Consider the following 22,619-nt stretch of genomic DNA (forward strand, 5'->3'; position numbering starts at 1 on the left):
AACGGACTGGGCTGCGGGCGGACTTGCGATGAACGGACCGGGCTGTGGACGGAACGGGCTGCGGACGGACTAGGCGACCGGCTCCTCGGCGGCGGACGACGAGGTCCCGCGGGTCCCGGCGGCCCAGGACGCCACCGCCGGGGCGACCAGGCCGGCGCCGAGCAGCAGGCCCGAGAAGACGATCCAGCCGCCCGCGCCCAGACGGGCGAGCAGCGCGGTGGCCAGCGCCGGCGTCACCACCGTGCCGAGCTGGGTGGACATGCCGAACATCCCCTGGTACTGGCCCTGTGCGTGGTCCGGGGCCAGCCCGAACGCCAGCGACCAGGAGCCGGCGCTGTAGAACATCTCGCCGACCACGTGGACGACGGCGCCCGCCAGCAGGATCAGCACGGCGAGCCAGACGGGACGGTCCGCCGCCAGGGCGAAGAGCAGACAGCACACCGCGAGCAGGACTCCCGACCTGCGCAGCGTCCGGGCCCCGCCCGGCACGTCGTCGCTGCCCTTGCTCGCCCGCACCTGGAACAGCACGACCACGACGGTGTTGAGGACGATGATCGCCGAGTACAGCCACTCGGGCGCCGTCGTCCGGTCCGCGAGCCAGACGGGCAGTGCCACGGTGAGGATGGCGACGTTCATCACGAGGACCGAGTTGAGCAGTGCCACCACGGCGTAGGGGGCGTCGCGCAGCACCACCCACTCCGGCCCGGACCGCTCCCTGGGCACCGGCGCCACCTGGGGGACCGCCAGGTAGGCCAGTCCGGCCACCACGAACATCGCACCGCCCGCGACCAGCAGGCCGACGTAGCCGCCGCGGTTGTCGACGTAGAGGGCGACCGCCCCGGCCACGGCCCCCAGCGACACACCGAGGTTGCTGACCGCCCGCATGTAGGACCAGGCACGCACCCGCTCCTCCTGCGGGATCAGCCCGGCGATCAGCGCGCCGCGGGCCGCGTCCGTGGAGGACTCCGCCATCAGCGCCAGGCTGGTGACGGCCACCAGACCGGCGAAGCTGTCGACGAAGCCGTAGCCGGCGACGAACACGCCGAGCAGCAGCAGGAAGCCCACCGTGGTGTTGCGCGGCCCGGTCACGTCGGCCAGCCGGCCCGCCGGGATGCTGGCGGCCATGCCCAGCGCGGCGCCGATCGTCATGGCCAGACCGACCCGTTCGGCGGGGATGCCCACGGTCCGTATGAAGAACAGCACGCTGACCGACATGAGGATGCCGTGGCCCGCCGTCTTGGCCAGGTTGCTCACACACAGGGTGCGCACCACGCCCTTGGGCGGAACGATGTCGTCGAGGAATGGCACGGAATCTCCTAGCCGGCCGTGGGTGCCGGGCGAAGTGACCTGAGGTCGGACGTGATGCGGGGCCGGTCGATCTTGCCGTTGGCGTTGAGCGGCATCGTCTCCAGGAGCCGGAAGCGGCGCGGCACCATGTGGACGGGCAACTGCCTGCGCAGGGCGCGGGCGAGGACGCCCGGCTCGGCCGGTTCGCCGGTGTAGCAGCCCACGAGCTCGGTGTCGTCCCCGTCGCGCAGCGCGACCACGACGGCCTGGCGCACGGCGGGGTGCCGGCGCAGGACGGCCTCGATCTCGCCGAGTTCGACGCGGTAGCCGCGCACCTTCACCTGGTTGTCCAGCCGGCCCAGGTGCACGAGGTGTCCGTCCTCCCACCGCACCCGGTCACCGGTGCGGTAGTAGTGCTCCGCCGTCACCCCGCCCTCGCCGTCGTACACGGTGACGCCGTCCTCGCCGTGGAGCAGGAAGCGCCCCTTGTCGTCGCCGGGGTCGAGGTAGCCGTCGAAGCGCTGGGAGCCGCGTACCACCAGCTCGCCCTCCTCGGCGGGGCGGCCCCGCTCGTCGAGCACCAGGTGCTCCAGGAAGCCGTGGACGGGTCCGATCGGCACCGTGTCGTTGGAGGTCTTCGGCCACTGTCCGGTGTCGGCCGGCAGGGTGTACTCGGTGCAGGCGACGGTGAGTTCGGTGGGGCCGTAGACGTTCACGAGGGTCGCCTGCGGCGCCACCGCGCGCCAGGATTCCGCCTGGTCGTACGAGAGCTGTTCGCCGATGAAGACGCTCATCCGCAGCCCGGTCGCCCGTCCGGTCGGCAGGTTGCCCAGCTCCGCGCCGACCGAGACCACGGACGGCACCGAGAACCAGTGCGTGATCCTGTTGTCCGCCACGTAGTCGACCGGCGACAGCAGTTCGGCCCGGCCGGGCACGACGAGGGTCGCACCACCGCCCCAGGTGACGAACAGGTCGAACACCGACGGGTCGAAGGTGAGGTCGAAGGTGTGCGACATCCGGCAGCCCGGTCCCACGCCGAACCGCGCGATGTTGTGCGCGAGGTACGGGGAGACGTTGCGGTGCCGGATGGGCACTCCCTTGGGCCGTCCGGTCGACCCCGAGGTGAACAGCACGTACGCCACGTCGTCCGGGGACGCGGCCGCCGCGGGCAGCGGGCGCGCGGGGGCGACGCCCGCGCGCCCGGCGGCCGCCACCTCGTCCGCGGCCAGCCGCAGTGCGGTCGGTACGACGCCGCCGAGTTCCTTGTCGAGCTGGGCCGCGTCGGCGGCGTCCGCGATCAGCACCTCGCTCCGGGCCAGTTCGCAGATCATGCGGTTGCGCGAGGCCGGGAAGGCGGGGTTCACGGGGGTGACCGTGGCGCCCAGGCGCAGGGCCGCCAGGTAGCCGACCAGGGACACCACACTGCGGGTCGCCATCACCGAGACACGGGCGGGTGCCGCGCCGTGCTCCTCCACGAGGCGGCCGGCGACCGCCTCGGCCGCGGTGCGCAGCTCTCCGTAGGTGAGCCGTTCGCCGCCCGCCTCCAGCGCCGGCAGGTCGGGGTGGCGGGCCGCGGACCGCTCGAACCACTCGTACATCGTCAGCGTGTCAGTCACGGCCCGTCCCCCCGGCGGCCTCGTCGGTGCCCAGGCCCGGCGCGTCGAGGCGCATGGTGGTGGGCGGCTCCTGCCGTACGGGCTCGATGGACAGCAGTTCGACGCCCTCGTGGTCCGCGGCACCGGCCTCGCCGGGCAGGAGGTCGGAGCGTTCGCCCTCGTACGGGGTGAACCCGGCGAAGCGGTAGGCGACCTCCATCATCCGGTTGCGTTCGGTGCGCCGGAAGTCCGCGAGGAGCCGCACCCCGGAGCGGGCCGCCTCGTCGATGAGCCAGCGCAGCAGCACGGCGCCGGCGCCGAAGGAGACCACCCGGCAGGACGTGGCGAGCAGCTTGAGCAGCCAGGCGCCGGGATGCCGCTGGAGCAGCACGATGCCCACGGCCCCGTGGTCGCCGAACCGGTCGCGCAACTGGACCACGAGCACCTCGTGCGCCGGGTCGGCCAGCAGGGCACGCAGTCGCTCGTCGCCGTAGTGGACGCCCGTGGCGTTCATCTGGCTGGTGCGCAGGGTCAGTTCCTCGACCCGGGCCAGGTCGGGCTCGGTGGCCCGGCGGATGGTCATCTCCAGGCCGAGGGTGCGCAGGAACTCCTCGTCCGGCCCGGCGAACTCCTCGCGGGCCGCCTCCCGGCTGAAGCCGGCCTGGTACATCTCGCGGCGGCGCCGTGAGTCGGGGGTCACGACGGGGCTGAACTCCGGCAGCGAGGCCAGCTCCGCGGCCTGCTCCGCCGGGTAGCACCGCACCGCGGGCAGGTGGTGGGCGACCTCGGCCCGCTCGGCGGGCTGGTCGTCGACGAAGGCGATGGTCCCGTGCGCGAAGCCGAGCCGTTCGGCGATCCGCCGCACGGACTCGGACTTGGGGCCCCAGCCGATGTGCGGAAGGACGAAGTACTCGGCGATCCCGAGCTTCTCCAGCCGTGCCCAGGCGTGGTCGTGGTCGTTCTTGCTGGCCACCGCCTGGAGGATGCCGCGCTCGTCCAGGGTGCGGACGACGTCGCGTATCGGCTCGGGCAGCGTGACCTCGCCGTCCTCCAGGAGGGTCCCGTTCCACAGGGTGTTGTCCAGGTCCCACACCAGGCACTTGACGGCGGGGGACGCTGCCGTCGGGGCGGCCGGGGACGTTGCCGTCGGGGCGGGGGCGTCCGTCGCGTCCATCCTGCCCTTCTCCGTTCTGCTTCCTGCTCCTGCTCCTGCTCCTGCTCCTGCTTCCGCTTCCGCCGGTGACACGGTTCAGACCTCCCACAGGGTCACGGCCCAGGCGGCGACCGGGCTGTTGTTCAGGACCAGCACGAGATCGCCCCGGCTCAGCTCACCACGCGCCAGCAGCCGGTCGAGGTTGAGCACGACGTCCATGGCGCCCAGGTGTCCGTAGGCGGCGAGGTGCTCGTTGCAGACCGGGTGGACGGGCAGGCCGAGGAGGGACGCGTAGAACTGGTAGGCGCTCGCCGTCACGTTCTGCATGAGGGTCGCGGCGACGCCGTCCTTGGCCACGCCCGCCTCGTCGAGGACCTCGTCCACCATCCGGCCCAGCCGCATCCGGCTGTGCAGAGCCAGGTCGAAGCGGTAGCGGTCGGGGGACCCGCACTCCTCGCGCCACTCGTAGTACGGCACGTCCTTGTAGTCGACCCGGAACAGGTCGTGGAAGGAGCCGTCGGTCTCCATGCGGTGGGCGCGCAGCACGGGGCGGCCGCCCCGCACCAGGGTCATGGCACAGGCGCCGTCGCCGATCACGGTGACCGGGTACCGGACCCGGTCCAGGCCGGTGGGCCGGCTGCCGTGGGCGATCAGCACGCTCTGCCGGGAGGGGTCGGCCAGCAGCAGGTCGCGGCCGAGTGCCCAGGCCGCGCTGGAGCCGGTGCAGCCCAGCCCGTCCACGGTGAACGCGAAGGCTCCGTCGAGTTTCGCGTCGGCCTGGATCCGGCACACGTCGGAGCCGAGCAGCACGTCCGGCGCGCGCGGGCCGACCAGCATCAGCGTGTCCGGGCGCGGCGGGGCACCGGAGTCGTCCTCGTCCAGCCGGGCCAGCAGGCCGCGGACGGCCTCGAGGGCCAGGTCCCCGGCGCTGCGGTCGTCGAGGACGCCGACCGTGGCGATGCCGCTGCCCTGGACGAACTCGGCTTCCTCCTCGCCGAGTCCGGAGTACTCGGCGAGGGAGGCCACGCTCGTGAGCTCCGTCGGGAGCACGCAGTGGATGGTGCCGATGCCGATGGTCATGACCACACCGCCAGGGCGTGCTTGCCCAGCAGCAGCTGGCTGATCTCGTTGCTGCCCTCGATGATCTCCATGAGTTTGGCGTCGCGGTAGGCGCGGGCCACCGGGCCGCCGTCGCGGGCCCCGGCCGAGGCCATCACCTGCACCGCCGTGGCGGCACCGCGGGTGGCCTGTCCGGCCGCCAGGTGCTTGGCGGTCACGGCGGCGGTCACCAACCGGGGGTCCCCCTCGTCCCAGCAGCGGCTGGCGTACTCGCAGCAGCGGGTGGCGGCCTCCTGGGCGACGTGGAGTTCCGCGAGGTGCCGGGCGACCAGTTGGTGCTCGGCCAGCGGGGCGCCGAACTGCTCGCGGGTGGCGGCGTGCCCGCAGGCCGCCCGCAGGCAGGCGCGCAGCATGCCGACGCAGCCCCAGGCCACCGAGATCCGCCCGTAGGTCAGTGCCGACGTCACCAGCCAGTCGGTGGGCAGGCCGGCGCCGCCGAGCAGGCTGTCGGCGGGCAGCCGTACCCCGTCGAGCCGGACGCCGGCGTGGCCGGCGGCCCGGCAGCCCATCGGATCGGCCACCCGCTCCACGGTGACTCCCGGAGCGTCGGCCGGTACGACGACGGCGGCCGCGCCCGCACCGTAGCGGCCGAAGACCACCAGGAGGTCGGCGTACGCGCCGACGGTGACCCAGACCTTGCGGCCGTCCACGACGACGGTGTCACCGTCCCGCCGGATGGTGGTGGCCATGGCCGCGAGGTCGCTGCCGGCGCCGGGTTCGCTGAAGGCCACGCCGGCCAGCCGACCGGAGGTCAGGGCGCTGAGGCAGGCGGTCTTCTGCTCCTCGTCGCCGAAGCGCTGCACGGTCCAGGCGGCCATGCCCTGGGAGGTCATCACGCTGCGTACGGAGGAGCACAGGGAGCCGACGTGCGCGGTCAGTTCTCCGTTCTCGACGCCGGTCAGTCCCGGGCCGCCGTACGCCGCCGGGACCTGGGCGGCCAGCAGGCCCTTGCCGCCCAGCTCGCGCAGCAGGTCGCGGGGGAGTTCCCCCGCCAGGTCCCAGGCGTCGGCCCGGTCGCCGACCAGATCGGTGGCCAGCCGTTCCAGCTCGGACCGCACCGTGTCGTGGGCCGTCGCCGGGACCGGCTCCCGGAGCTGAGGCTCACTCACCCGTACCGCCCCGCAGACGCAGCACGAGCTCGGTCATCCGCTCCACCGTGCGGAAGTTGTCCATGTTCAGGTGCGGGCCGGTCACCTGGACGCCGAAGGTGCTCTCCACGTGGACCAGCAGCTCCATGGCGAAGAGCGAGGTGACCAGTCCGGAGGCGAAGAGGTCCACGTCGGGGGCGACGTCCGTCCTGGTACGCCGCCGCAGGAACGCGGTGAGGTTCTCGCCGATCGACTCGGCCGTCCGGGACTGCTCGGTGGGGGTGGTCATGACGTGCTACCTCCGTGCTCGAAGAATCCGCGGCCGGTCTTGCGGCCGAAGTCGCCCGCGGCGACCTTGTCCAGCAGCAGGGCGCAGGGCTCGTAACCGGCGTCGCCGGTGCGCTCGTGCAGCACGCGCAGCGAGTCGACCACGTTGTCGAGGCCGATGAGGTCGGCGGTGGCGAGCGGGCCGGTGGTGTGCCCCAGGCAGCCCTCGAAGGCGGCGTCGACGGACGCCGGGTCGGCGATGCCGTCGGCCACGATGCGGGCGGCTTCGTTGATCATGCGCTGGAGGATCCGGTTGACCACGAAGCCCGGGCCGTCCCCGACCTCGATGCCGTCCTGTCCCAGCGCCTTGAGCAGGGCGCGGGCGGCGGCGAGGGCATGCTCCCCGGAGCGCGGCCCGCGGATCAGCTCCGCCGTGTGGATCATGTACGGCGGGTTCATGAAGTGGATGCCGACCAGGTCCTCCGGCCGCCGCACCGCGTCCGCCTGCTCGTCGATGGGGACCGCGGAGGTGTTGGAGACCAGCAGGGTCCCCGGGGCGACCAGGGCGGACGCCTCGGCCAGCACCTCGGCCTTCAGCGGGGCGAGTTCGGTGACGGCCTCGATCACGGCGGTGGCCTGGACGATGTCCGCCAGGCGGGTGGTGGTGACCAGCTCGCCGGTGGCGCCCTCCCGGGGCACCTTGCCCATCATCCGGGCCAGCCGCAGCTGGGCCGCGACGCCGGCCCGGGCCTTGTCGAGGGCGGCCCGGTCGACGTCGACGAGCACGACGGGCAGGCCGTGGCCGACGGCCAGGGTGCTGATGCCGGTGCCCATGACGCCGGCGCCGATCACCGCGAGGCGGTGGGCCGGGCCGTCCGCGTGGCCGTCCGGGCCGTGCGCGGCGCCGGGGGCGGCGCCCTCGGCGGCGTCGGTGTCGCTGGTGCGGGTCTCGCTCACTTCTCCTCCTTCGCCGCTGTCCGTGCGCCCTCGGCCGCGAGCTCGGGCAGCAGGGAGCCGATGTCCTCGCTGCGGTGGGACAGGAACGCCAGTCCCCGGCGCAGCTGGCTGCCGCTGACGGCCGGGGACAGCCCGGCGCGGCGCAGCCAGGACTGCCAGCCCTTCGCCTGGACGCCGGCCTCGTCGAGTTCGTGGCCCTCCATCTCGTACAGGGCCGTGGCCGAGAGCACCTTGCTGCCGGTGGCCTGGGCCCGCTCGGCGATCAGCCGCTGCCACTCGGTCAGCGGCACGGTGCGGGTGGGCAGTCCGGCCTCCTCCAGGGCCGCGAAGAGGTCCTCCAGGCTGGGGGAGACCTCGTCCACCAGGTGGTAGGCGCGGCCCACGGACTTGGCGGACAGCGCGAGTTCGGCGACCGCGCGGGAGAGCACGTCCACCGGCGAGACCGGCATGCCGCGGTCGTCGACCGGGCGTGCCCCCACCGCCAGGCCGCTGGCGAGCAGGAACCAGATCAGGTCCTTGTCGTTGCAGGCGCCGGAAGCGGTCGAGGCCATGATCAGGCCGGGCCGGAAGACCCGGACCCGCATGCCGTCCTGGTCGGCGCGGTCCAGGATGCGCTCGCCGACCCACTTGCTCACGCCGTACCCGCCGAGCTGCGGGTCCAGCGGCTGGTCGCGGGTCTCCATCAGCTGCCCGCCGGCGCCGGTGGGCGCCGTGGCGGCGACCGTGGAGATGAAGCTGATGTCCCGGATGCCCAGCGGCCGCATCCAGTTGAGCAGCCCGACCAGCGGCAGGACGTTGTCCTCGCGCAGCATCCGGTACGGCTCGGTGAAGACGACCTTGGCCGCGCAGTGCAGCACGTGCCGGATGCGTGTGGCCAGTTCGCCGCCCCGGTACGCGCGGCACACGGTCCCGATGTCCCTCAGGTCACCGGGGACCGCGCGCACTCTCTCCGGGTCCGGCTCCGGCAGCCCGAACTTGGCCGCGGCGGCCTTCAGCCGGGCCATGCCCTCGGCTTCGTCGGCGGCCCGTACGACGCAGTAGACGCGGCCCCCGGACGCCTCGGACGCGGTGAGCAGCGCGTCGAGGAGGAAGGCGCCGAGGTAGCCGGTGGCGCCGGTGAGCAGCACGTCCCGGCCGGGGGCGGACTGCTTGGCCAGCGGCTCCAGCGGGATCTGGAGGTCCGTGTCGACCAGGGCCCCGTCCCCGTCGGCGGCGGGGTCGACCTCCGCGTCGCCGAGTCCGGCGCCGTTCTGGAGTCCGGTGACGATCTGTGCGAGCCGGCGGACGGTGGTCTGGCTGCCGCCCGCCCGGTGGATGTTGATGAGCACGCCGTGCCGCTGCTGGATCTCCAGGACCATCTGGACGGAGAGCAGGGAGGTGCCCCCCAGGGATCCGAACTCGTCGTCGAGGCCGACGGTGTCCAGGCCGAAGAGCTCCTGCCAGAGCTCGGTGAGCTGTGCCTCCAGCGTGCCGGGCGCGGCGGGCGCGCCGGCGGTCGCGGCGGGCGCCGGGCCGGGGGTGCCGCCGGCGGAACCCGTCCCGGCGGCCGGGGCCGCGGTGGCGTCCTCCGGCTGCCGGGCGGGCTGGTCGAACCCGGCCAGCCGGTCCAGGGCCCAGTGCCGCTTGCGGGTGAACGGGTACGTCGGCAGTGTCACGCGGCGGCCCGTTCCACCCGCCAGCGCCTCCCAGTCCACCTCGACGCCGTGCAGCCAGGCCGCCGTCGCGGCCTCCTCCAGGAGGTCGGCCACGGCGTCCTCGTCGGCGTCCGCGCAGGACCCCGCGCTGATCACATGGCGGTCCCGGGCGGGCGCGCCGTGCCCGGCGAGCAGCGCGAAGCGGCCCTCGGGCACCGTCTCCGGGAGCCCGGCCACCACCTCGGTGCCCGCCGGCAGCACGGCCTTCAGCCCCGCCGTCAGCGCGGCGGGCGGCTGCGGTGCCCCGGCCGGCGGCAGCACCACCAGCGCGGACCGCGCACCGTCGATGCGCCCGGTCCGTACGGCGGGCGGGCGCGGCAGCCGCAGCGCGGCCGCCAGGCGGTGCGCCGGAGCGGTGATCACCCGTCGCTCGTCGAAGGCGGCCCGGCCGACGCGCAGCGTGTGGGCGACGTCCTCGGCGGGCAGCTCGCCGTCGTCGAGGGCGTCGGCCAGCCTGCGGGACTGCTGGTCCAGCTCGGCGCGGGTACGGGCGGACAGCACGAGGCGCACCGTGGAGCGCCGTGGTGCGGCGGGCCGTACGGGAGCGGGCGGCGGGGCCAGCACCACGGCGGCGTTGGTGCCGCCGACGCCCATGGAGTTCACCAGGACATGGCGCTCGGGGGCCGCGCAGCGCTCGGGCGCGGTGGTGACGAAGAACGGGCTCTCCTCCAGGATGCCCGGGTCGCGCGGCCGCTCGAAGGTCGGGTGCGGTGGGACCTTGCCCGTACGCGCCACGTGCACCGCCTTGATGAAGCCCGCGATGCCGGCGGCCGGGCCGGTGTGCCCGATGTTGGACATGACCGAACCGAGCCCGCAGTAGCCGCTCTTGGCCGTGGTGGCGCGGAACGCCTTGGTGAGGGCGATGAGTTCGATGTTGTCGCCCACCGGGGTGGCGGTGCCGTGGGCCTCGACGTACCGCACCAGGTCGGCGGAGACGTCGGCGGTGCGCAGCGCGGAAGCGATCACGTCGGCGACGCCGTGGGGGCTGGGGGCGACGAAGCCGAGCCGGTCCCCTCCGTCGTTGCCGACCGCGCTGCCGCGGACCACCGCCAGCACCTCGTCACCGTCGGCGAGCGCGTCCGCCAGGCGGCGCAGGGCGACGACGCCGATGCCGGAGCTGTAGGTGGTGCCGGTGGAACTCGCGTCGAAGGAGCGGCAGTAGCCGTCCTCGGAGAGCACCCCGCCGGGCTGGTGGCGGTAGCCGCGGAAGGGCTCCAGCACCGTGGCGCCGCCGGCCAGCGCGATGTCGCACTCGCCCGACAGCAGGCTCAGGGTGGCGTAGTGCACCCCGTACAGGGAGGAGGAACAGCCGGTCTGGATGCTCAGGGCCGGGCCTCGCAGACCCAGCTTGTAGGCGACGCGGGAGGTCATGAAGTCGGCCTGGCCGCCGACGGTGAGTTCCAGGTCGTCCACCGCGGCGCGCAGCCCCTCCCGCCGGGCCTTGGCCGCGAGCAGGGCCGCCGAGTAGTTCCCCGCGGCGCTGCCGGCGAAGACGCCGGTCACGGGACCGTCCTTGCGGGCCGGATGGCCCGCGGCCTCCAGGGCCTCCCAGCACGCCTCCAGGAAGAGCCGCTGCTGGGGGTCGATCGTCGCCGCCTCGCGCGGCGGGTAGCCGAAGAACTCGGAGGCGAAGTCCTCGACGCCCGGCAGTGAGGTGGCCACGCGTACGAAGGCGGGGTCGGCGAGCATTTCGTCGGTGATCCCGGCGGCCTTGAGCTGGTCCGCCGACATCTCCCGCATGGAGACGACACCGCGGTCGACGTTCCGCCAGAACTCCTGAGGGGTGGTGGCGTCCGGGTAGCGCAGTCCTACACCGACGACCGCTATGTCCGTGCTGTTCGTCATGGCTGGGGATCCGTTCCGTTCGCCGTCATTCGGAGACGAGCGGGCTTCGTCGCGCCCGGCTCAGCAGACCCTCGCGGTTGCGTGCGCCCAGCCGGGTGGCGGGCTCCTGACCGGCCTCGTCGGCGCCGGCCAGCAGGGAGACCTGGGCCTGGACGGTGGCGTGCTGGAAGAGGTCGGAGACCTTCAGGGGGTGGGAGGCGAGCGGGTGGAGCTCCTCCCAGAGCATGATCAGCAGCAGCGAACTGCCGCCCGCTTCGAGGAAGTTGACGTCGACGGGCACCTGGTCCGCGCTGTCCAGGTCGAGCACGTCGGCCCAGGCCTGCCGGACCTTGAGGAGAAGTTCCGTCTGATTCGGGGCCGGTGCCTGTGCGGCCGTGGCGTCGTTCACGACATGCTCCTCTTGAGTGGGTGCGAATCCGGGTCGGCGACCAGGTCCGCGGCGGCCACCGCCAGCTCGGCGAGCAGTCCGCGCACGGTGTCCTCGCCGAACAGGCCGGTGGTGTAGGAGAAGGCCAGTTCCATGCCCCGCGCCCCGTGCTCCGTCACCACGAGTTCGAGCTCGTACTTCAGGTGCAGCGGGTCGAGCGGCAGATGGCGGCCGGTGACGCCGGGGGCGAGCTCGTCCGGTACCGGTGCGCTGCTCTGGAAGGCGAGGTAGACCGGTGTGAGGGCCGGACGGCTCAGGTCGCGGTCGGGGTGCAGCTCGGCGGCGAGCGCGTCCAGCGCGACATGGGCGTTGCGGTAGGAGACCACGCAGCTCTCCCTGACCTGGGCCAGCAGATCGGCCCAGGTGGTGGCCCGGCGCAGGTCGACGCGGAGCACCAGGGTGTTGACGAGCATGCCGACCGCGTCGGCGCTGCCGCTGGTCTCCCGGCCGGCCCAGGGGAAGGCGAAGAGGAAGTCCCGCTGGCCGCCGCGCCGGGCGAGGGTCACCGCGAGCAGCGCGGCGCTCGTCATGAACATCGTGCATCCGAGGGCGGCGCCGGTCACCGTGCGCAGCCCGGCGGCCACGTCACCGCCGAGCCGGGTGGTACACAGGCCCGCGTCGGTGGTCTGGAGTTCGCCGCGCGGCCGGTCGTGCGGCAACTCGACGTCCACCGGTGCGCCGCGCAGGTGCTCCAGCAGCGCCGCCGTCTGCGCGGCCACGTCCGTGTCGCCGGGGCCGTCGCCGTCGGTGAGCAGCGAGGGGTGCACGGGATCGCGCAGCTCCGGTTCGCGCCCGGTGGTGGCGGCCCGGTACACCTCGGTGATCTCGGCCGTCAGCAGGTCGCGCGACCAGCCGTCGGCGACGATGTGGTGCACGACGAGCACCAGCAGGGTGCGGTCCCCGGCGATCACGATCTCCGCCCGGGCGAGGGTGCCCAGCGCGAGGTCCATCGGCGCCCAGCACAGGCGGGAGAGGTGCTCGCGCAGCCGTGCGGCGTTCCAGTCGGAGGCGTCCGTGACGGGCGTGACCGCGGGTGTGCCGTCGGTGCTGTAGCACACCTGCCGTTTGCGGCGGTCGAGGAAGAACCGGGACCGCAGCGAGGGATGCCGGGCGAGCACCGCGTCCACCGCGCCGCGCAGCGCGTCCCGGTCCACCGCGCCGGTGTACTCCACGACGGTCGGGATGAGGTACGCGGCCCGGAGCGAGGGCAGCCGGTCCAGGAACCAGAACCGCTGCTGGATGGGGGATGCCGGGTGCTGCCGCTCGTCGGGGACCGCGGCGGCCGGCGGCCGGGCGCCGCCGGACGGGGCGCCTCGGCGCTCCCCCGTCGTCCCGGCGGCGAGCAGCCGGCCGAGGCCCGCGACCGTGGGTTCGGCGAGGAAGTCCCTGGGCGAGAGGGCGGCGCCGTACCGGCGCTGGGCGTCCGCGAGCATCGTCACGGCGAGCAGCGAGTGGCCGCCGAGCATGAAGAAGTTCGTGTCGGGCGGCAGCCCGGCCGGGTCGAGGGCGGAACCGGAGCCGGCCAGTGCGGCGGCGAAGAGCCCGGCCGCGCGGCGCTCGGCCTCCGTGGGCCCGGGGCCCCCGGCGGGCCGGGCCGCCCCGGACTGTGCCGCCCCGGACTGTGCCGTACGGCTCCCGGACCGCGCGGCGTCGAGGGCGGCGGCCGGCGGCGCGGGCAGTTCCTCGGCGGAGGGCTGACCGGGCAGCGCGGGCAGCTCCCGCAAGGCTGCCGAAGGGGCTTCGACGACCCGCTCCAGGAGCGCCGCCACGCCGTCCGCGACGGCCTCGGCCGTCCGCGCGGGATAGCGGTCGGTGTCGTACTCGACCGTGAGGGCGAGCCCGTCCTCGGCCTCGTCGACGATCAGCAGCAGATCGAACTTGGCGGTACCGGTGTGCAGCACCTCGGGCGGCGTCCACCTGGTGCGCGTCGACTTCGGCGCGGACATGTTCTGGTAGACGAACCCGATGTCGGCCAGGGGCCGCCGGCCCTGCCCGAGCGCCGCCGTGACGGCCGCGGTGAGCCGGTCGAAGGGAACGTCCTGGTGCGTCAGCTGACGGAACGCCTCACGCCGTGCGGCGGCGCACAGCTCGGCGAAGGACGCCCGCGGATCGACCCGGCAGCGCAGCGGCACCGTGTTGACGAAGAACCCCACCGCCTGCTCCAGGTCGGCGTGCGTCCGGTTGGCGGTCATCGTCGCGAGCAGGAACTCGCTCCGGCCCGACCACCGGTGCAGCACCGTCTGGAACGCCGCGGCCAGCACCACGTACGGAGTCACCCGGAGCGAGCGCGCCAGCCGCGCCACGCCCTCGCGGACCTTCTCCCCCACGGGACGGGTGACCTGCCGGCCGGCGCGGGAGCCGTCCGGGGCGGCGTCGCGCGGCGCGCGTCCGGCCAGCTCCAGTCCCACGGGGATGCCCACCAGCTCGGCGGCCCGGTCCGCGACGCGCTGCCGGAAGGCGGGGTCGTCCTCGGCGGCGCGCTCGTGCGCGGCGAAGTCCGGGTAGGCGGCCGGCAGGGCGGGCAGGGCGGGGTCGCGGCCGTCCAGAGCCGCCTCGTACGCGGCCGCCAGGTCGTCGAGGAGAGGGGCGAGTGACCAGCCGTCCACCGCGATGTGATGGATCGTCAGCAGTACGGCGTCCCCGCCGCCCGGCAGCCCCCGCCACACCGTGCACCGCAGCAGCGGTCCCTCGGCCAGGTCGAAGGGCAGTCGGCCGCGGGCGACGGCCTCCGCCCGCACGCGGTCGTCCGCGTCCGCCGCGCCCGCGACGTCGATGACCTCGACCTCGACGGGACGCGGCTCCAGCACCTTTTGCACCGGCCGGCCGCCGGCCAGCCGGAAGACGGTCCGCAGCGGCGCGTGCCGCGCCGTGACCGCTGCCAGGGCACGGCCCAGCGCCACGACGTCCAGGGGCTGGTGGGAGCGGAACAGCAGCGGCACGTTGTACGTGGCGTTGCCCGGGGCGGCGGCGTCCACGAACCACAGCCGCTCCTGCGCGAAGGACAGCGGGAACAGCCGCGGTTCGGGCCGCGCCGTGGCGCTCTGCGCACCGACTCCGGCCGTCACGGCGCCACCACGTCCCGCAGCGCGCCGGCCGGCTCGGACCCGGCCGCGGGGCCGCCGGCCGCACCGGTCCCAGCCGCACCGGTCCCGGCCGCACCGGTCCCGGCCGCGCCGGCCTCGGCCACGTGGGCGGCCAGCTCGCCCAGGGTGTCGCACAGCAGCACCGCTCCCCCGTCGACGGGTACGCCGAGCCGCTGCCGGGCCCTGGCCGCCACCTGCATGGCGAGGATCGAATTGCCTCCCAGGTCGAGGAAGTTCTGCTCGGGGAGCACCTGCTCGACCCCCAGCACTTCGCGCCAGATGTCACCGAGCGGGGCCACCAGTTCCCGCTCCGCGGTCCGCGTCGCCGGGGCGGCCCCCGTGGTGCGGGCGGTGCCGCCCGGATGCGCGGCGGGGGGCTCGGCCGAGAGCAGCTCCAGCAGCCGCGCCCGGTCGGCCTTGCCGGTGGAGCCGAGCGGGACCCGGTCCAGCACCAGCCAGCGGGCGGGCAGCATGTAGCTGGGCAGGGTCCGGCCCAGCCGGGCGTTGAGCAGAGCGGGCAGTGCGGCCGCGGCGGCACCGGCACCCGCCTGCTCGTCCACGTCCGCCTCCGCTGCGGAGAGTCCGTCCGCGGACGGCAGGACGAAGCCGACCAGGGAGGCGGCCGGGCCCTCGCCGACCTTCTCCACGAAGGCGGAGTCGGCCAGCCCGCAGGCCAGGGCGGCCCGCTCGATCTCCTCCAGCTCGATGCGGAAGCCGCGCAGTTTCACCTGACGGTCGCTGCGGCCGAAGAGCTCGACCGCTCCGCCGGGAAGCCGGCGCCCGGTGTCGCCGGTGCGGTAGATCCGCTCTCCGGTCGCGGGGTGGACGACGAACCGCTCGGCCGTCAGCTCCTCACGCCCCAGGTACCCGAGGGCGACGCCGGGGCCGCCGACGCACAGCTCGCCGGTCTCACCGGGCGGGACCGGGTTCAGGTCCGGGTCGAGCAGGTGGAGCGTGGTGTCCTGGAGCGGGTGTCCGACGGGGATGCGCTCCAGGCCGGCGAGGCTGTCCTCGGTGCAGTCGAAGTAGGCGGCGAACGTCGTGGTCTCCGTCGGCCCGTACCCGTTGACCAGCCGGCCGGGCGGTCCGGCCGCCAGCACCTTGCGGACGGCCGTCATCTCCAGTTGCTCGCCCCCGACCACGAGGTTGCGCAGCGCGCCGAAGGCGTCCGGGCGTTCCCTGGCCACGGTGTGGAACAGGGAGGTGGTCAGGAACATCGTGTCGATCCGCTCGGCGCGGGTCAGCGCCGCCCAGTCGTCCAGGGGCAGATCGGTGGCCGACGGGAAGACGACCACCGTGCCGCCGGCGGTGAGGGCGTTCCACAGCTCGAAGGTGGTGGCGTCGAAGGCGGGATTGGCGGCGCTGGCCACCTGGTCGCCGGGTTCGACGGAACAGAATTTCGGCCGCAGGGCCAGTCGCAGCACCGCGCGGTGCGGGACCACGACGCCCTTGGGCCGGCCCGTCGAGCCTGAGGTGAAGGACACGTACGCGGGGTCGTCCCCCACGGTCCCCGGATCGGGCACCGGGTGTCCCGGATCCGCGGGGGGCACGGGCAGCGGCTCCACGCCGGACGGCAGCCAGGAGGCGAGGTCCGCCCAGCGGCCGGCCGGTCCGGCGAGCGCGTCCTGGCGGGGCGAGTGGACGGCCCAGCGGGTGCCCGACTCGGCGACGATGCCGGTCAGCCGGTCCTTCGGGGCGAGCCCGTCGAGCGGCAGGTAGGCGGCTCCGCAGCGCAGGATGCCGAGGAAGGTCACGACGAGGTCGACGGACCGGTCCTGGGGGACCGCGACCAGATCACCGCGGCGCACTCCGCGCCGTGCCAGCTCCGCGGCGAGCCACCCGGCCCGCTCCCAGAGCTCGCCGTACGACAGCCCGTACCCCCCTGCCGGATCCCGCACGGCACAGGCGCCGCTCCGCTCCTGGACCTGTTGAGCCACCACGTCGTGCACGCTGGAAACTGCCATCACAGCCCGTCCTCATTCCCGCATCGGACTTGTGGACCTCGAAGGACCGAAGTGTGCAAGGCGCTGTCCGCCATGACGGCGTCAAGGCCCCCAGCCGTGGTCGGCGAGCACCGTGGTGCCGGCGGCGCCGAACCCGCCCTGCCCCGCACCCGACTGCGACGAAACGACGAACAAAGAAACACCGAATATGGCCACGACGATCGCGGCAATGCACTGGAAAAACGCCGTGTTCACGTGCCGTTCCCTCCTAGTCAACAGATATGTCGATAAGACGGTTCGCCCGACTCCTGATCTTGCTGAATTTCCGGAAACCAACGCAACGGATTTAGCCTGCACATCCATGCACCGCAGGATCACGCGGGGCCCATATTCCCGATATAGCTCGACATCACCCCCCGCATTTCAGGCAGTTGATCTACGATGACTCCACACGGAGGCCGAGCGTCCGGAAATCAGACCGCAGGAGGTTCATCATGACACTTTTCAGCCATCCCCTGACCGAAAACGCGGACTTGCGCCCGCTCGAACCCTGGCAGGCGGAGGAATTCTGCGCCTACGTGGACCGAGTGCGTTCCCACTTGGTGCCCTGGCTGCCCTGGGCCCATACCATCACCGACCCCGAATCATCACGGCAATTTCTCCAGCGGTACGCGGACGAACAAGCCAGGGGCGGTGGCCGGATATGCGGAATCTGGTCGGACGGGGAACTGGTGGGCGGCGCCCTGTTCCGGATCTTCGACACCCTGTCCGGCGTGTGCGAACTCGGTGTCTGGCTCTCCCCCGAGGCGCAGGGAAGGGGACTGGTGACCCGTGCGGCCCGTCACCTCGTCGACTGGGCGCTGAAGGAGCGGGGAATGGCCCGCGTGGAATGGCGGGTCACCCCCGCGAACATCCGGAGCGTCGCCGTCGCCAAGCGCCTGGGAATGCGCCACGAGGGCACCCTCCGAGAGGTCTTCCCGTTCAACGGGGTACGTCAGGACCTGGAGATCTGGGCACTCCTCGCCGGCGATCCGGCGGATCGCCGGCCCGTGGACTGACCGTCGGGGCTTCGGCGTTCCCCGCTGCGCCCTGCCGCCCCGGCCCTCCTGTCCGGGACGACGGCGCCCGGTCCAGAATGCGGGGCATGGAACCCACCACTGAACCCGCGCAGGGCAGCTCCCTGCTCACACACATCGGCGAACCGGACGGCGTGGCCCCGGGAACGGGCTACACCCACGTGGTCATGGGGACCGGCCGGCTGATCGCCGTGTCGGGGCAGGTCTCGTTCGACGCCGACGGAAAGCTGGTCGGAGAAGGCGACCCCGCCGCGCAGGCCCGGCAGGTCTTCGACAATCTCCGCCGCTGCCTCGCCTCGGCGGGCGCCGGATTCGAGAACGTCGTCAAACTCACCTACTACGTGACCGACGTGGCCTTCCTGCCCGCCGTGCGGGAGGTCCGGGACCAGTACATCGACGTCGAACGCCCCCCTGCCAGCACCGCCGTTCAGGTGGCCGCCCTCTTCCGGCCCGAACTGCTGCTGGAGGTGGAGGCGTTGGCACTCGTCCCGGCGTAGGACACCGTCCCGGGCGCGCCGCCCGCCCCGCGTCGAGCGGCAGGCGGGCGGGCAGGCGGGCAGGCGGGCAGGCGGGCAGGCGGGCAGGGGCCGGGACGCCGGTCGGTGCGGAATGGCTGCGGCGCGGGTCAGGGCCCTGTGTCGACCGGCCCCTCGGTCGTCTCCTCGGCCGGCGCCACGCCCGGAGTCCGCGAGGCAGGGGCGGACTCCGGGCTTCGTCTCATCGGCCCTGCTGCTTGAGGAGCGCGTCCAGGCGCGGATAAACGGCGCGGACGTTGTGCTCCTGGATCTCGGCGACCTCGGCGGTGGACAGGCCGGCGGCCTCGACGTAGCGTCGCGTGTCGTCGAAGTGGTGGCCCGAGCACGGGTCGATGTCCCGGACGGCGCCGATCATCTCGGAGGCGAAGAGGATGTTGCGCCGGGGTACCACGTCGAGCAGCAGGTCGATGCCGGGCTGGTGGTACACGCAGGTGTCGAAGAAGACGTTGCCCAGGACGTGCTCCTCCAGCTCGGGCTTCTTCAGCGCCATCGCCAGACCGCGGAAACGCCCCCAGTGGTAGGGCACCGCGCCGCCGCCGTGCGGGATCACGAGGCGCAGGGTCGGGAAGTCCGCGAACAGGTCGCCCTGGATCAGCTGCATGAACGCGGTGGTGTCGGCGTTGAGGTAGTGCGCGCCCGTGGTGTGGAACGCCGGGTTCACGCTCGTGCTGACGTGCACCATGGCCGGGAGGTCGTACTCGACCAGCTTCTCGTAGAGGGGGTACCACGAGCGGTCGGTCAGCGGGGGCGCCGTCCAGTGGCCGCCGGAGGGATCGGGGTTGAGGTTGACGGCGACCGCACCGTACTCCTCGACGCACCGGGTCAGCTCCGGGATGCAGGTGGCCGGGTCGACACCCGGGGACTGCGGGAGCATGGCCGCCATGGCGAACCGCTCGGGGTAGAGCCGGGCGACCCGGGCGCACAGCTCGTTGCAGAGGGAGGCCCACTGGGAGGAGGTCGCGAAGTCCCCGACGTGGTGGGCCATGAAGGAGGCGCGCGGGGAGAAGACCGTGACGTCGATGCCCCGCTCGTCCATCATGCGCAGCTGGTTCGGCTCGATGCTCTGCCGCAGATCGTCGTCGCTGATGCGCAGATCCGCGGGGTCGGGAGCCTCCGCGGGAGTGCCGAGCGCGGCGATCTGCCGGTCGCGCCAGGCGCCGAGCGCGGCCGGCGCGGTGGTGAAGTGACCGTGACAGTCGATGATCATTAAGCTGCTCCTCGCTCAAGAGGTCGGGCTGCCGGGCTCGGTACAGCCTGGTGTGCGGCCATGACGCCGGTCGTCGGCACGCGCGGCGTGTCGTCCGGCTCCCGGGCGGCTGCGACAGCAGCATAATCCGCAACATAATTGTTGACAATTATGCTGACATCTTGAGTGCCGCCCCGCCGTGCCACCCCGCCGCGCCGCCCCGCCCTGGCCCGGTCCCGGGACGGACCGCTCCGGCCGGTCCGCGGTGCGGTCCGCGTCACCAGGGACCGTTCACCCCGACGCGCTCCGCACCGCCATGACGAGCCCGCCGGCACACGCGAGGCGGACGGACCGGAAATCGTGACGTCCTTCCAGGTCGGCCAGCAACCGTCGCACGGCGGCCGCATGGGCCTCCGGCCACCCCGGCTGCGGGAGCAGGTCGTCGATCAGGTAGGTCCCGCCGGGCGCCACGAGGTCCAGGGCTCGTTCGAGGTGGGTGAACTTGCCGGGCCATGTGTCCGCGAACACCAGGTCGAAGGGCTCCCCGTCGTAGTTCTCCAGCCATTCCCCGCCGTCCGCGGCCACGAAGGTCACCCTCAGGTCGGACCCCAACTGCCGACGGGCCGACGCCTGGACATCAGGGTCGAGTTCGACCGTGACCAGACGAGAGGCTCCGTCCATCCCGCTCAGGAGCCAGGCGGTTCCTTCGCCCACGCCGGTGCCGAGTTCGAGGACGCGGCCGCCCGGCCGGGCGGCCGCGAGCACGGCCAGCAGGCTGCCGGTCCGCTCCTCGCACGACATGGTGAAGCCGGCCTCTCGCGCCGCAACGCGCAGCGCGGGCAGGGCGGTCGGCAGCGCGTTCGGTGTGTCGTCCATCCAGGGATCGTGCCCGCGCCACGCTTGCCCGTGCAACGTCGTTCATGTCGCCGTTCATGTCGCCTCGGGGGGCGGGCGCCGAGCGGGGCGGGTGCCGAGCGCGGGTGCGGCCCTCACGCCGCCGGGCCGCGCCCCCGGTCCCGCAGGACCGCCACGCCCACCGCTGCCGCCAGCGCCAGTCCCGCCGACACCGCCAACGCCACGTCCGCGCCCCGTGCCGTGCTCCCGGCCGACGCGGCGAGCGCGATGGTCAGGGCCACTCCGGCGCACGAGCCGATGTAGCGGAACGTCTGCTGCGCACCCGAGCCCATCGCGGCCCGGGCCATCGGCACCGAGTCCACGGCGAGCAGCGGCAGTGCGGCGTTCAGCAGGCCGCTCCCCATGCCCGCCACGACCAGGCCGGCCAGCAGCCGGGGCCAGGAGCCGGCGCCGACCGCGCCCAGCATCACCAGCACCCCGGCCGCGTGCAGGACGAAACCGAGCGCCAGCTGGTGGCGGTGCGAGAGGCGACCACCGAGGTGACGGGTCAGGAGGGCCGTCACGAAGGAGACGCCGGACCAGAGGAGGAACAGCCATGCCGTGCCCATCGACGACATCCCCGTCGTCTGCTGGATCAGCGTCGGCAGGAAGCTGAACAGGCCGATCACCGCGAGCCCGGTGAACAGGCCACCCGCGGAGGAGGCCAGGAAGAGCGGGCGGCGCAGCAGGGCCAGGTCGATCATCGGGGTCGCGGCACGGCGCTCCACCAGCACGAACACGGCCGTCAGTGCGACCGCCGCCGCCAGCAGCAGGACGACCGGGGGCCGCAGCCAGCCGCCCCGCCCCAGGGTCAGGGCCGCCACCAGCGCGATCAGCGCCGCGCCGAAGGCCGCGGCACCGGCGAGATCCGGCCGCCCGGCACGCGGGGAGCGCGACTCCGCGAGGCCGCGCACCCCGAGGACGGCCACGATCAGCGCGACGACGCCCAGGACGCCGTACGACAGGCGCCAGGAGGGCATCGCCCCGGAGAGCAGCGGGCCCACCGCGCCGCCGGCGCTGACGGAGGCGCCCCAGACTCCGGTGGCGTGCATCCGGGCGCGCGGGGCGGGGAAGGCGTGGACGATCAGGCCCAGGCCGCTGGCGAGGAGCGCCGCGCTCGCCGCGCCCTGGGCGATGCGGGCGAGGGTGAACAGCCAGGTCGACGTCGCGCATCCGCCGAGGGCGGTGGTGAGGCCGAGGACGAAGGTGCCGGAGACGAAGATCCGGCGGCGGCCGTGGTCGTCGGCGAGGCTCCCCGCGACCAGCAGCAGGGCGGCCAGGCCCAGCGGGGTGCCGTTCAGCAGCCACGCCTGCGCGGACAGCGGGGTGTGCAGGTCGGCGGCGGTCTCGGGGAGCGTGACCGTCGGCGCGGTGTACGTCATCAGGGCCAGCGCGGTGGCCGCACTGGTCAGGGCGAGGGTGAGACCGGGGCGCGGGGGCGCTCCGGGGCGCGACCGGTCCCCCTTCGGTGCGGCGGTGCCGCCGGGAGCGAGGGAGGCGCCGCTCTCCGTCTTCCCCTCGACGTCGGTGCCGGTTGCGGTGTCGTTCACGGGTGTCCGTCCTTCCGGGCCGCGGCTGGACCGCGGACACGTTCGAGGCACGCCTCACAGGGCAGCGTCAGTTCACTGACTGAACTGACCGGGACCTCAGGCTAGCACCCTAGGTTCAGTCACTGAATCGACGCGGGGAAATTGGTTACAGTGGACGGCATGACACTGGGCAAGGACTACGCGAAGCAGGAGTGCTCGATCGCCCGCGCGCTGGAGGTCGTCGGCGAACGGTGGACGCTGCTGGTGGTGCGCGACGCGCTCTACGGCGTCCGGCGCTACAACGACTTCCTCGTCCACCTCGGCATCCCGCGCGCCGTCCTGGCCAACCGCCTCCAGACGCTCACCGCCGAGGGGATCCTCGACAAGCGCCGCTACCAGGAGTCGCCGCCCAGGGACGAGTACGTCGTCACCGACCGCGGCATCGCCCTGTGGCCCGCCCTGCGCGCACTGTCGATGTGGGGGCGCGACAACTACGACCTCGTCCCCCTGCGGATCTTCCGGCACGCCGACTGCGGCACCGAACTGGGCCCGTACGGCGAATGCCCCGTCTGCGCGACCGTCGTGCCCGTGGCGGACGTCGAGATGCTGCCGGGCCCCGGGCTCGACCCCGACCCGGCGGACCCGGTCAGCCGGGCGCTGCTGCGGCCGAAGCGGCTGCTGCAACCGGTGGTCACCGACACCGTCACGGCGGGATCCGAGTAACGGGCCCGACGGCCCGTACGGGCCCATGGTCCATGCGGGCCCACGGTCCCGTAGGGGCGGCCCACGGACCGTACTAGCCGATGGTCCGTACGAGCCGATAATCCGTACGGGCTCACGGTGGCCGCCGTGCGGCACCGGGGCGTGCGGCCCCGGGGACCGGGGCCGGGGACCGGGGGCCGGGGGCCGGGGACCGGGGGCCGGGACCGGGGACCGGGGG

At 73.6% G+C, this 22,619-nt stretch carries 18 protein-coding genes; 3 read left to right on the forward strand and 15 right to left on the reverse strand.

Annotated features, from left to right (window positions below; genetic code table 11):
• Window positions 1-69: 69 nt before the first annotated feature.
• The 12 genes from ACZ3KJ_RS19205 to ACZ3KJ_RS19260 all read right to left on the reverse strand — a co-directional run bounded on the left by ACZ3KJ_RS19205 (window position 70) and on the right by ACZ3KJ_RS19260 (window position 16,713).
• The gene (locus tag ACZ3KJ_RS19205) at window positions 70-1,308 is read right to left on the reverse strand and encodes an MFS transporter (protein ID WP_467528363.1); all 1,239 of its coding nucleotides are present in this window, start codon (window positions 1,306-1,308) and stop codon (window positions 70-72) included.
• Between the two features lie 8 nt (window positions 1,309-1,316).
• Window positions 1,317-2,903: an amino acid adenylation domain-containing protein gene (locus ACZ3KJ_RS19210; protein WP_467528365.1), complete on the reverse strand. Its 1,587-nt coding sequence runs from the start codon at window positions 2,901-2,903 to the stop codon at window positions 1,317-1,319.
• The gene (locus ACZ3KJ_RS19215) at window positions 2,896-4,056 is read right to left on the reverse strand and encodes an HAD-IIIC family phosphatase (protein WP_467528367.1); all 1,161 of its coding nucleotides are present in this window, start codon (window positions 4,054-4,056) and stop codon (window positions 2,896-2,898) included. Before ACZ3KJ_RS19215 ends, ACZ3KJ_RS19210 begins: the two co-directional genes overlap by 8 nt.
• 75 nt (window positions 4,057-4,131) lie before the next feature.
• Window positions 4,132-5,115, reverse strand: a complete 984-nt coding sequence (locus ACZ3KJ_RS19220; protein WP_467528369.1) for a 3-oxoacyl-[acyl-carrier-protein] synthase III C-terminal domain-containing protein — start codon at window positions 5,113-5,115, stop codon at window positions 4,132-4,134.
• Window positions 5,112-6,212 carry an acyl-CoA dehydrogenase family protein gene (locus tag ACZ3KJ_RS19225; protein ID WP_467528613.1) on the reverse strand — a complete coding sequence of 367 codons (1,101 nt, stop codon included), beginning with the start codon at window positions 6,210-6,212 and terminating at the stop codon, window positions 5,112-5,114. Before ACZ3KJ_RS19225 ends, ACZ3KJ_RS19220 begins: the two co-directional genes overlap by 4 nt.
• 43 nt (window positions 6,213-6,255) lie before the next feature.
• Window positions 6,256-6,531, reverse strand: coding sequence for an acyl carrier protein (locus ACZ3KJ_RS19230; RefSeq protein ID WP_467528371.1), 276 nt, complete (start codon window positions 6,529-6,531; stop codon window positions 6,256-6,258).
• Window positions 6,528-7,466: a 3-hydroxyacyl-CoA dehydrogenase family protein gene (locus ACZ3KJ_RS19235; protein WP_467528373.1), complete on the reverse strand. Its 939-nt coding sequence runs from the start codon at window positions 7,464-7,466 to the stop codon at window positions 6,528-6,530. The genes ACZ3KJ_RS19230 and ACZ3KJ_RS19235 overlap by 4 nt, the downstream gene beginning before the upstream one ends.
• Window positions 7,463-11,005: a beta-ketoacyl synthase N-terminal-like domain-containing protein gene (locus ACZ3KJ_RS19240; protein WP_467528375.1), complete on the reverse strand. Its 3,543-nt coding sequence runs from the start codon at window positions 11,003-11,005 to the stop codon at window positions 7,463-7,465. Before ACZ3KJ_RS19240 ends, ACZ3KJ_RS19235 begins: the two co-directional genes overlap by 4 nt.
• Window positions 11,006-11,030: 25 nt before the next feature.
• Window positions 11,031-11,393, reverse strand: coding sequence for a phosphopantetheine-binding protein (locus tag ACZ3KJ_RS19245; protein ID WP_467528377.1), 363 nt, complete (start codon window positions 11,391-11,393; stop codon window positions 11,031-11,033).
• Entirely contained in the window at window positions 11,390-14,497 is a 3,108-nt protein-coding gene (locus tag ACZ3KJ_RS19250; RefSeq protein WP_467528379.1) for a condensation domain-containing protein, read from the reverse strand. The genes ACZ3KJ_RS19245 and ACZ3KJ_RS19250 overlap by 4 nt, the downstream gene beginning before the upstream one ends.
• Entirely contained in the window at window positions 14,494-16,479 is a 1,986-nt protein-coding gene (locus tag ACZ3KJ_RS19255; RefSeq protein WP_467528380.1) for a non-ribosomal peptide synthetase, read from the reverse strand. Before ACZ3KJ_RS19255 ends, ACZ3KJ_RS19250 begins: the two co-directional genes overlap by 4 nt.
• Window positions 16,480-16,560: 81 nt before the next feature.
• Window positions 16,561-16,713 (reverse strand): hypothetical protein, encoded by a 153-nt coding sequence (locus ACZ3KJ_RS19260; protein ID WP_467528382.1) that lies wholly within the window; start codon window positions 16,711-16,713, stop codon window positions 16,561-16,563.
• Between the two features lie 239 nt (window positions 16,714-16,952).
• Between ACZ3KJ_RS19260 and ACZ3KJ_RS19265 the strand changes: the two genes are divergently transcribed.
• Together ACZ3KJ_RS19265 and ACZ3KJ_RS19270 are read left to right on the forward strand one after the other, a co-directional pair.
• Entirely contained in the window at window positions 16,953-17,516 is a 564-nt protein-coding gene (locus tag ACZ3KJ_RS19265; RefSeq protein WP_467528383.1) for a GNAT family N-acetyltransferase, read from the forward strand.
• Window positions 17,517-17,602: 86 nt separating this feature from the next.
• Window positions 17,603-18,031 carry a RidA family protein gene (locus tag ACZ3KJ_RS19270; protein WP_467528385.1) on the forward strand — a complete coding sequence of 143 codons (429 nt, stop codon included), beginning with the start codon at window positions 17,603-17,605 and terminating at the stop codon, window positions 18,029-18,031.
• A gap of 220 nt (window positions 18,032-18,251) precedes the next feature.
• On the opposite strand, the gene ACZ3KJ_RS19275 is transcribed toward ACZ3KJ_RS19270, so the two are convergent.
• From ACZ3KJ_RS19275 to ACZ3KJ_RS19285, 3 genes are all read right to left on the reverse strand, one after another.
• The gene (locus tag ACZ3KJ_RS19275; RefSeq protein ID WP_467528387.1) at window positions 18,252-19,277 is read right to left on the reverse strand and encodes an amidohydrolase family protein; all 1,026 of its coding nucleotides are present in this window, start codon (window positions 19,275-19,277) and stop codon (window positions 18,252-18,254) included.
• 270 nt (window positions 19,278-19,547) lie between these two features.
• A complete protein-coding gene (locus ACZ3KJ_RS19280) occupies window positions 19,548-20,132 on the reverse strand; it encodes an O-methyltransferase (RefSeq protein ID WP_467528389.1) in 585 nt (194 codons plus the stop codon).
• Between the two features lie 113 nt (window positions 20,133-20,245).
• Window positions 20,246-21,562 (reverse strand): MFS transporter, encoded by a 1,317-nt coding sequence (locus tag ACZ3KJ_RS19285; protein WP_467528614.1) that lies wholly within the window; start codon window positions 21,560-21,562, stop codon window positions 20,246-20,248.
• Window positions 21,563-21,859: 297 nt separating this feature from the next.
• On the opposite strand from ACZ3KJ_RS19285, the gene ACZ3KJ_RS19290 reads away from it, so the two are divergent.
• Entirely contained in the window at window positions 21,860-22,402 is a 543-nt protein-coding gene (locus tag ACZ3KJ_RS19290; protein ID WP_467528391.1) for a winged helix-turn-helix transcriptional regulator, read from the forward strand.
• The last annotated feature ends 217 nt before the right edge of the window (window positions 22,403-22,619 follow it).

The sequence above is a fragment of the Streptomyces sp. NPDC003248 genome (assembly GCF_055563235.1).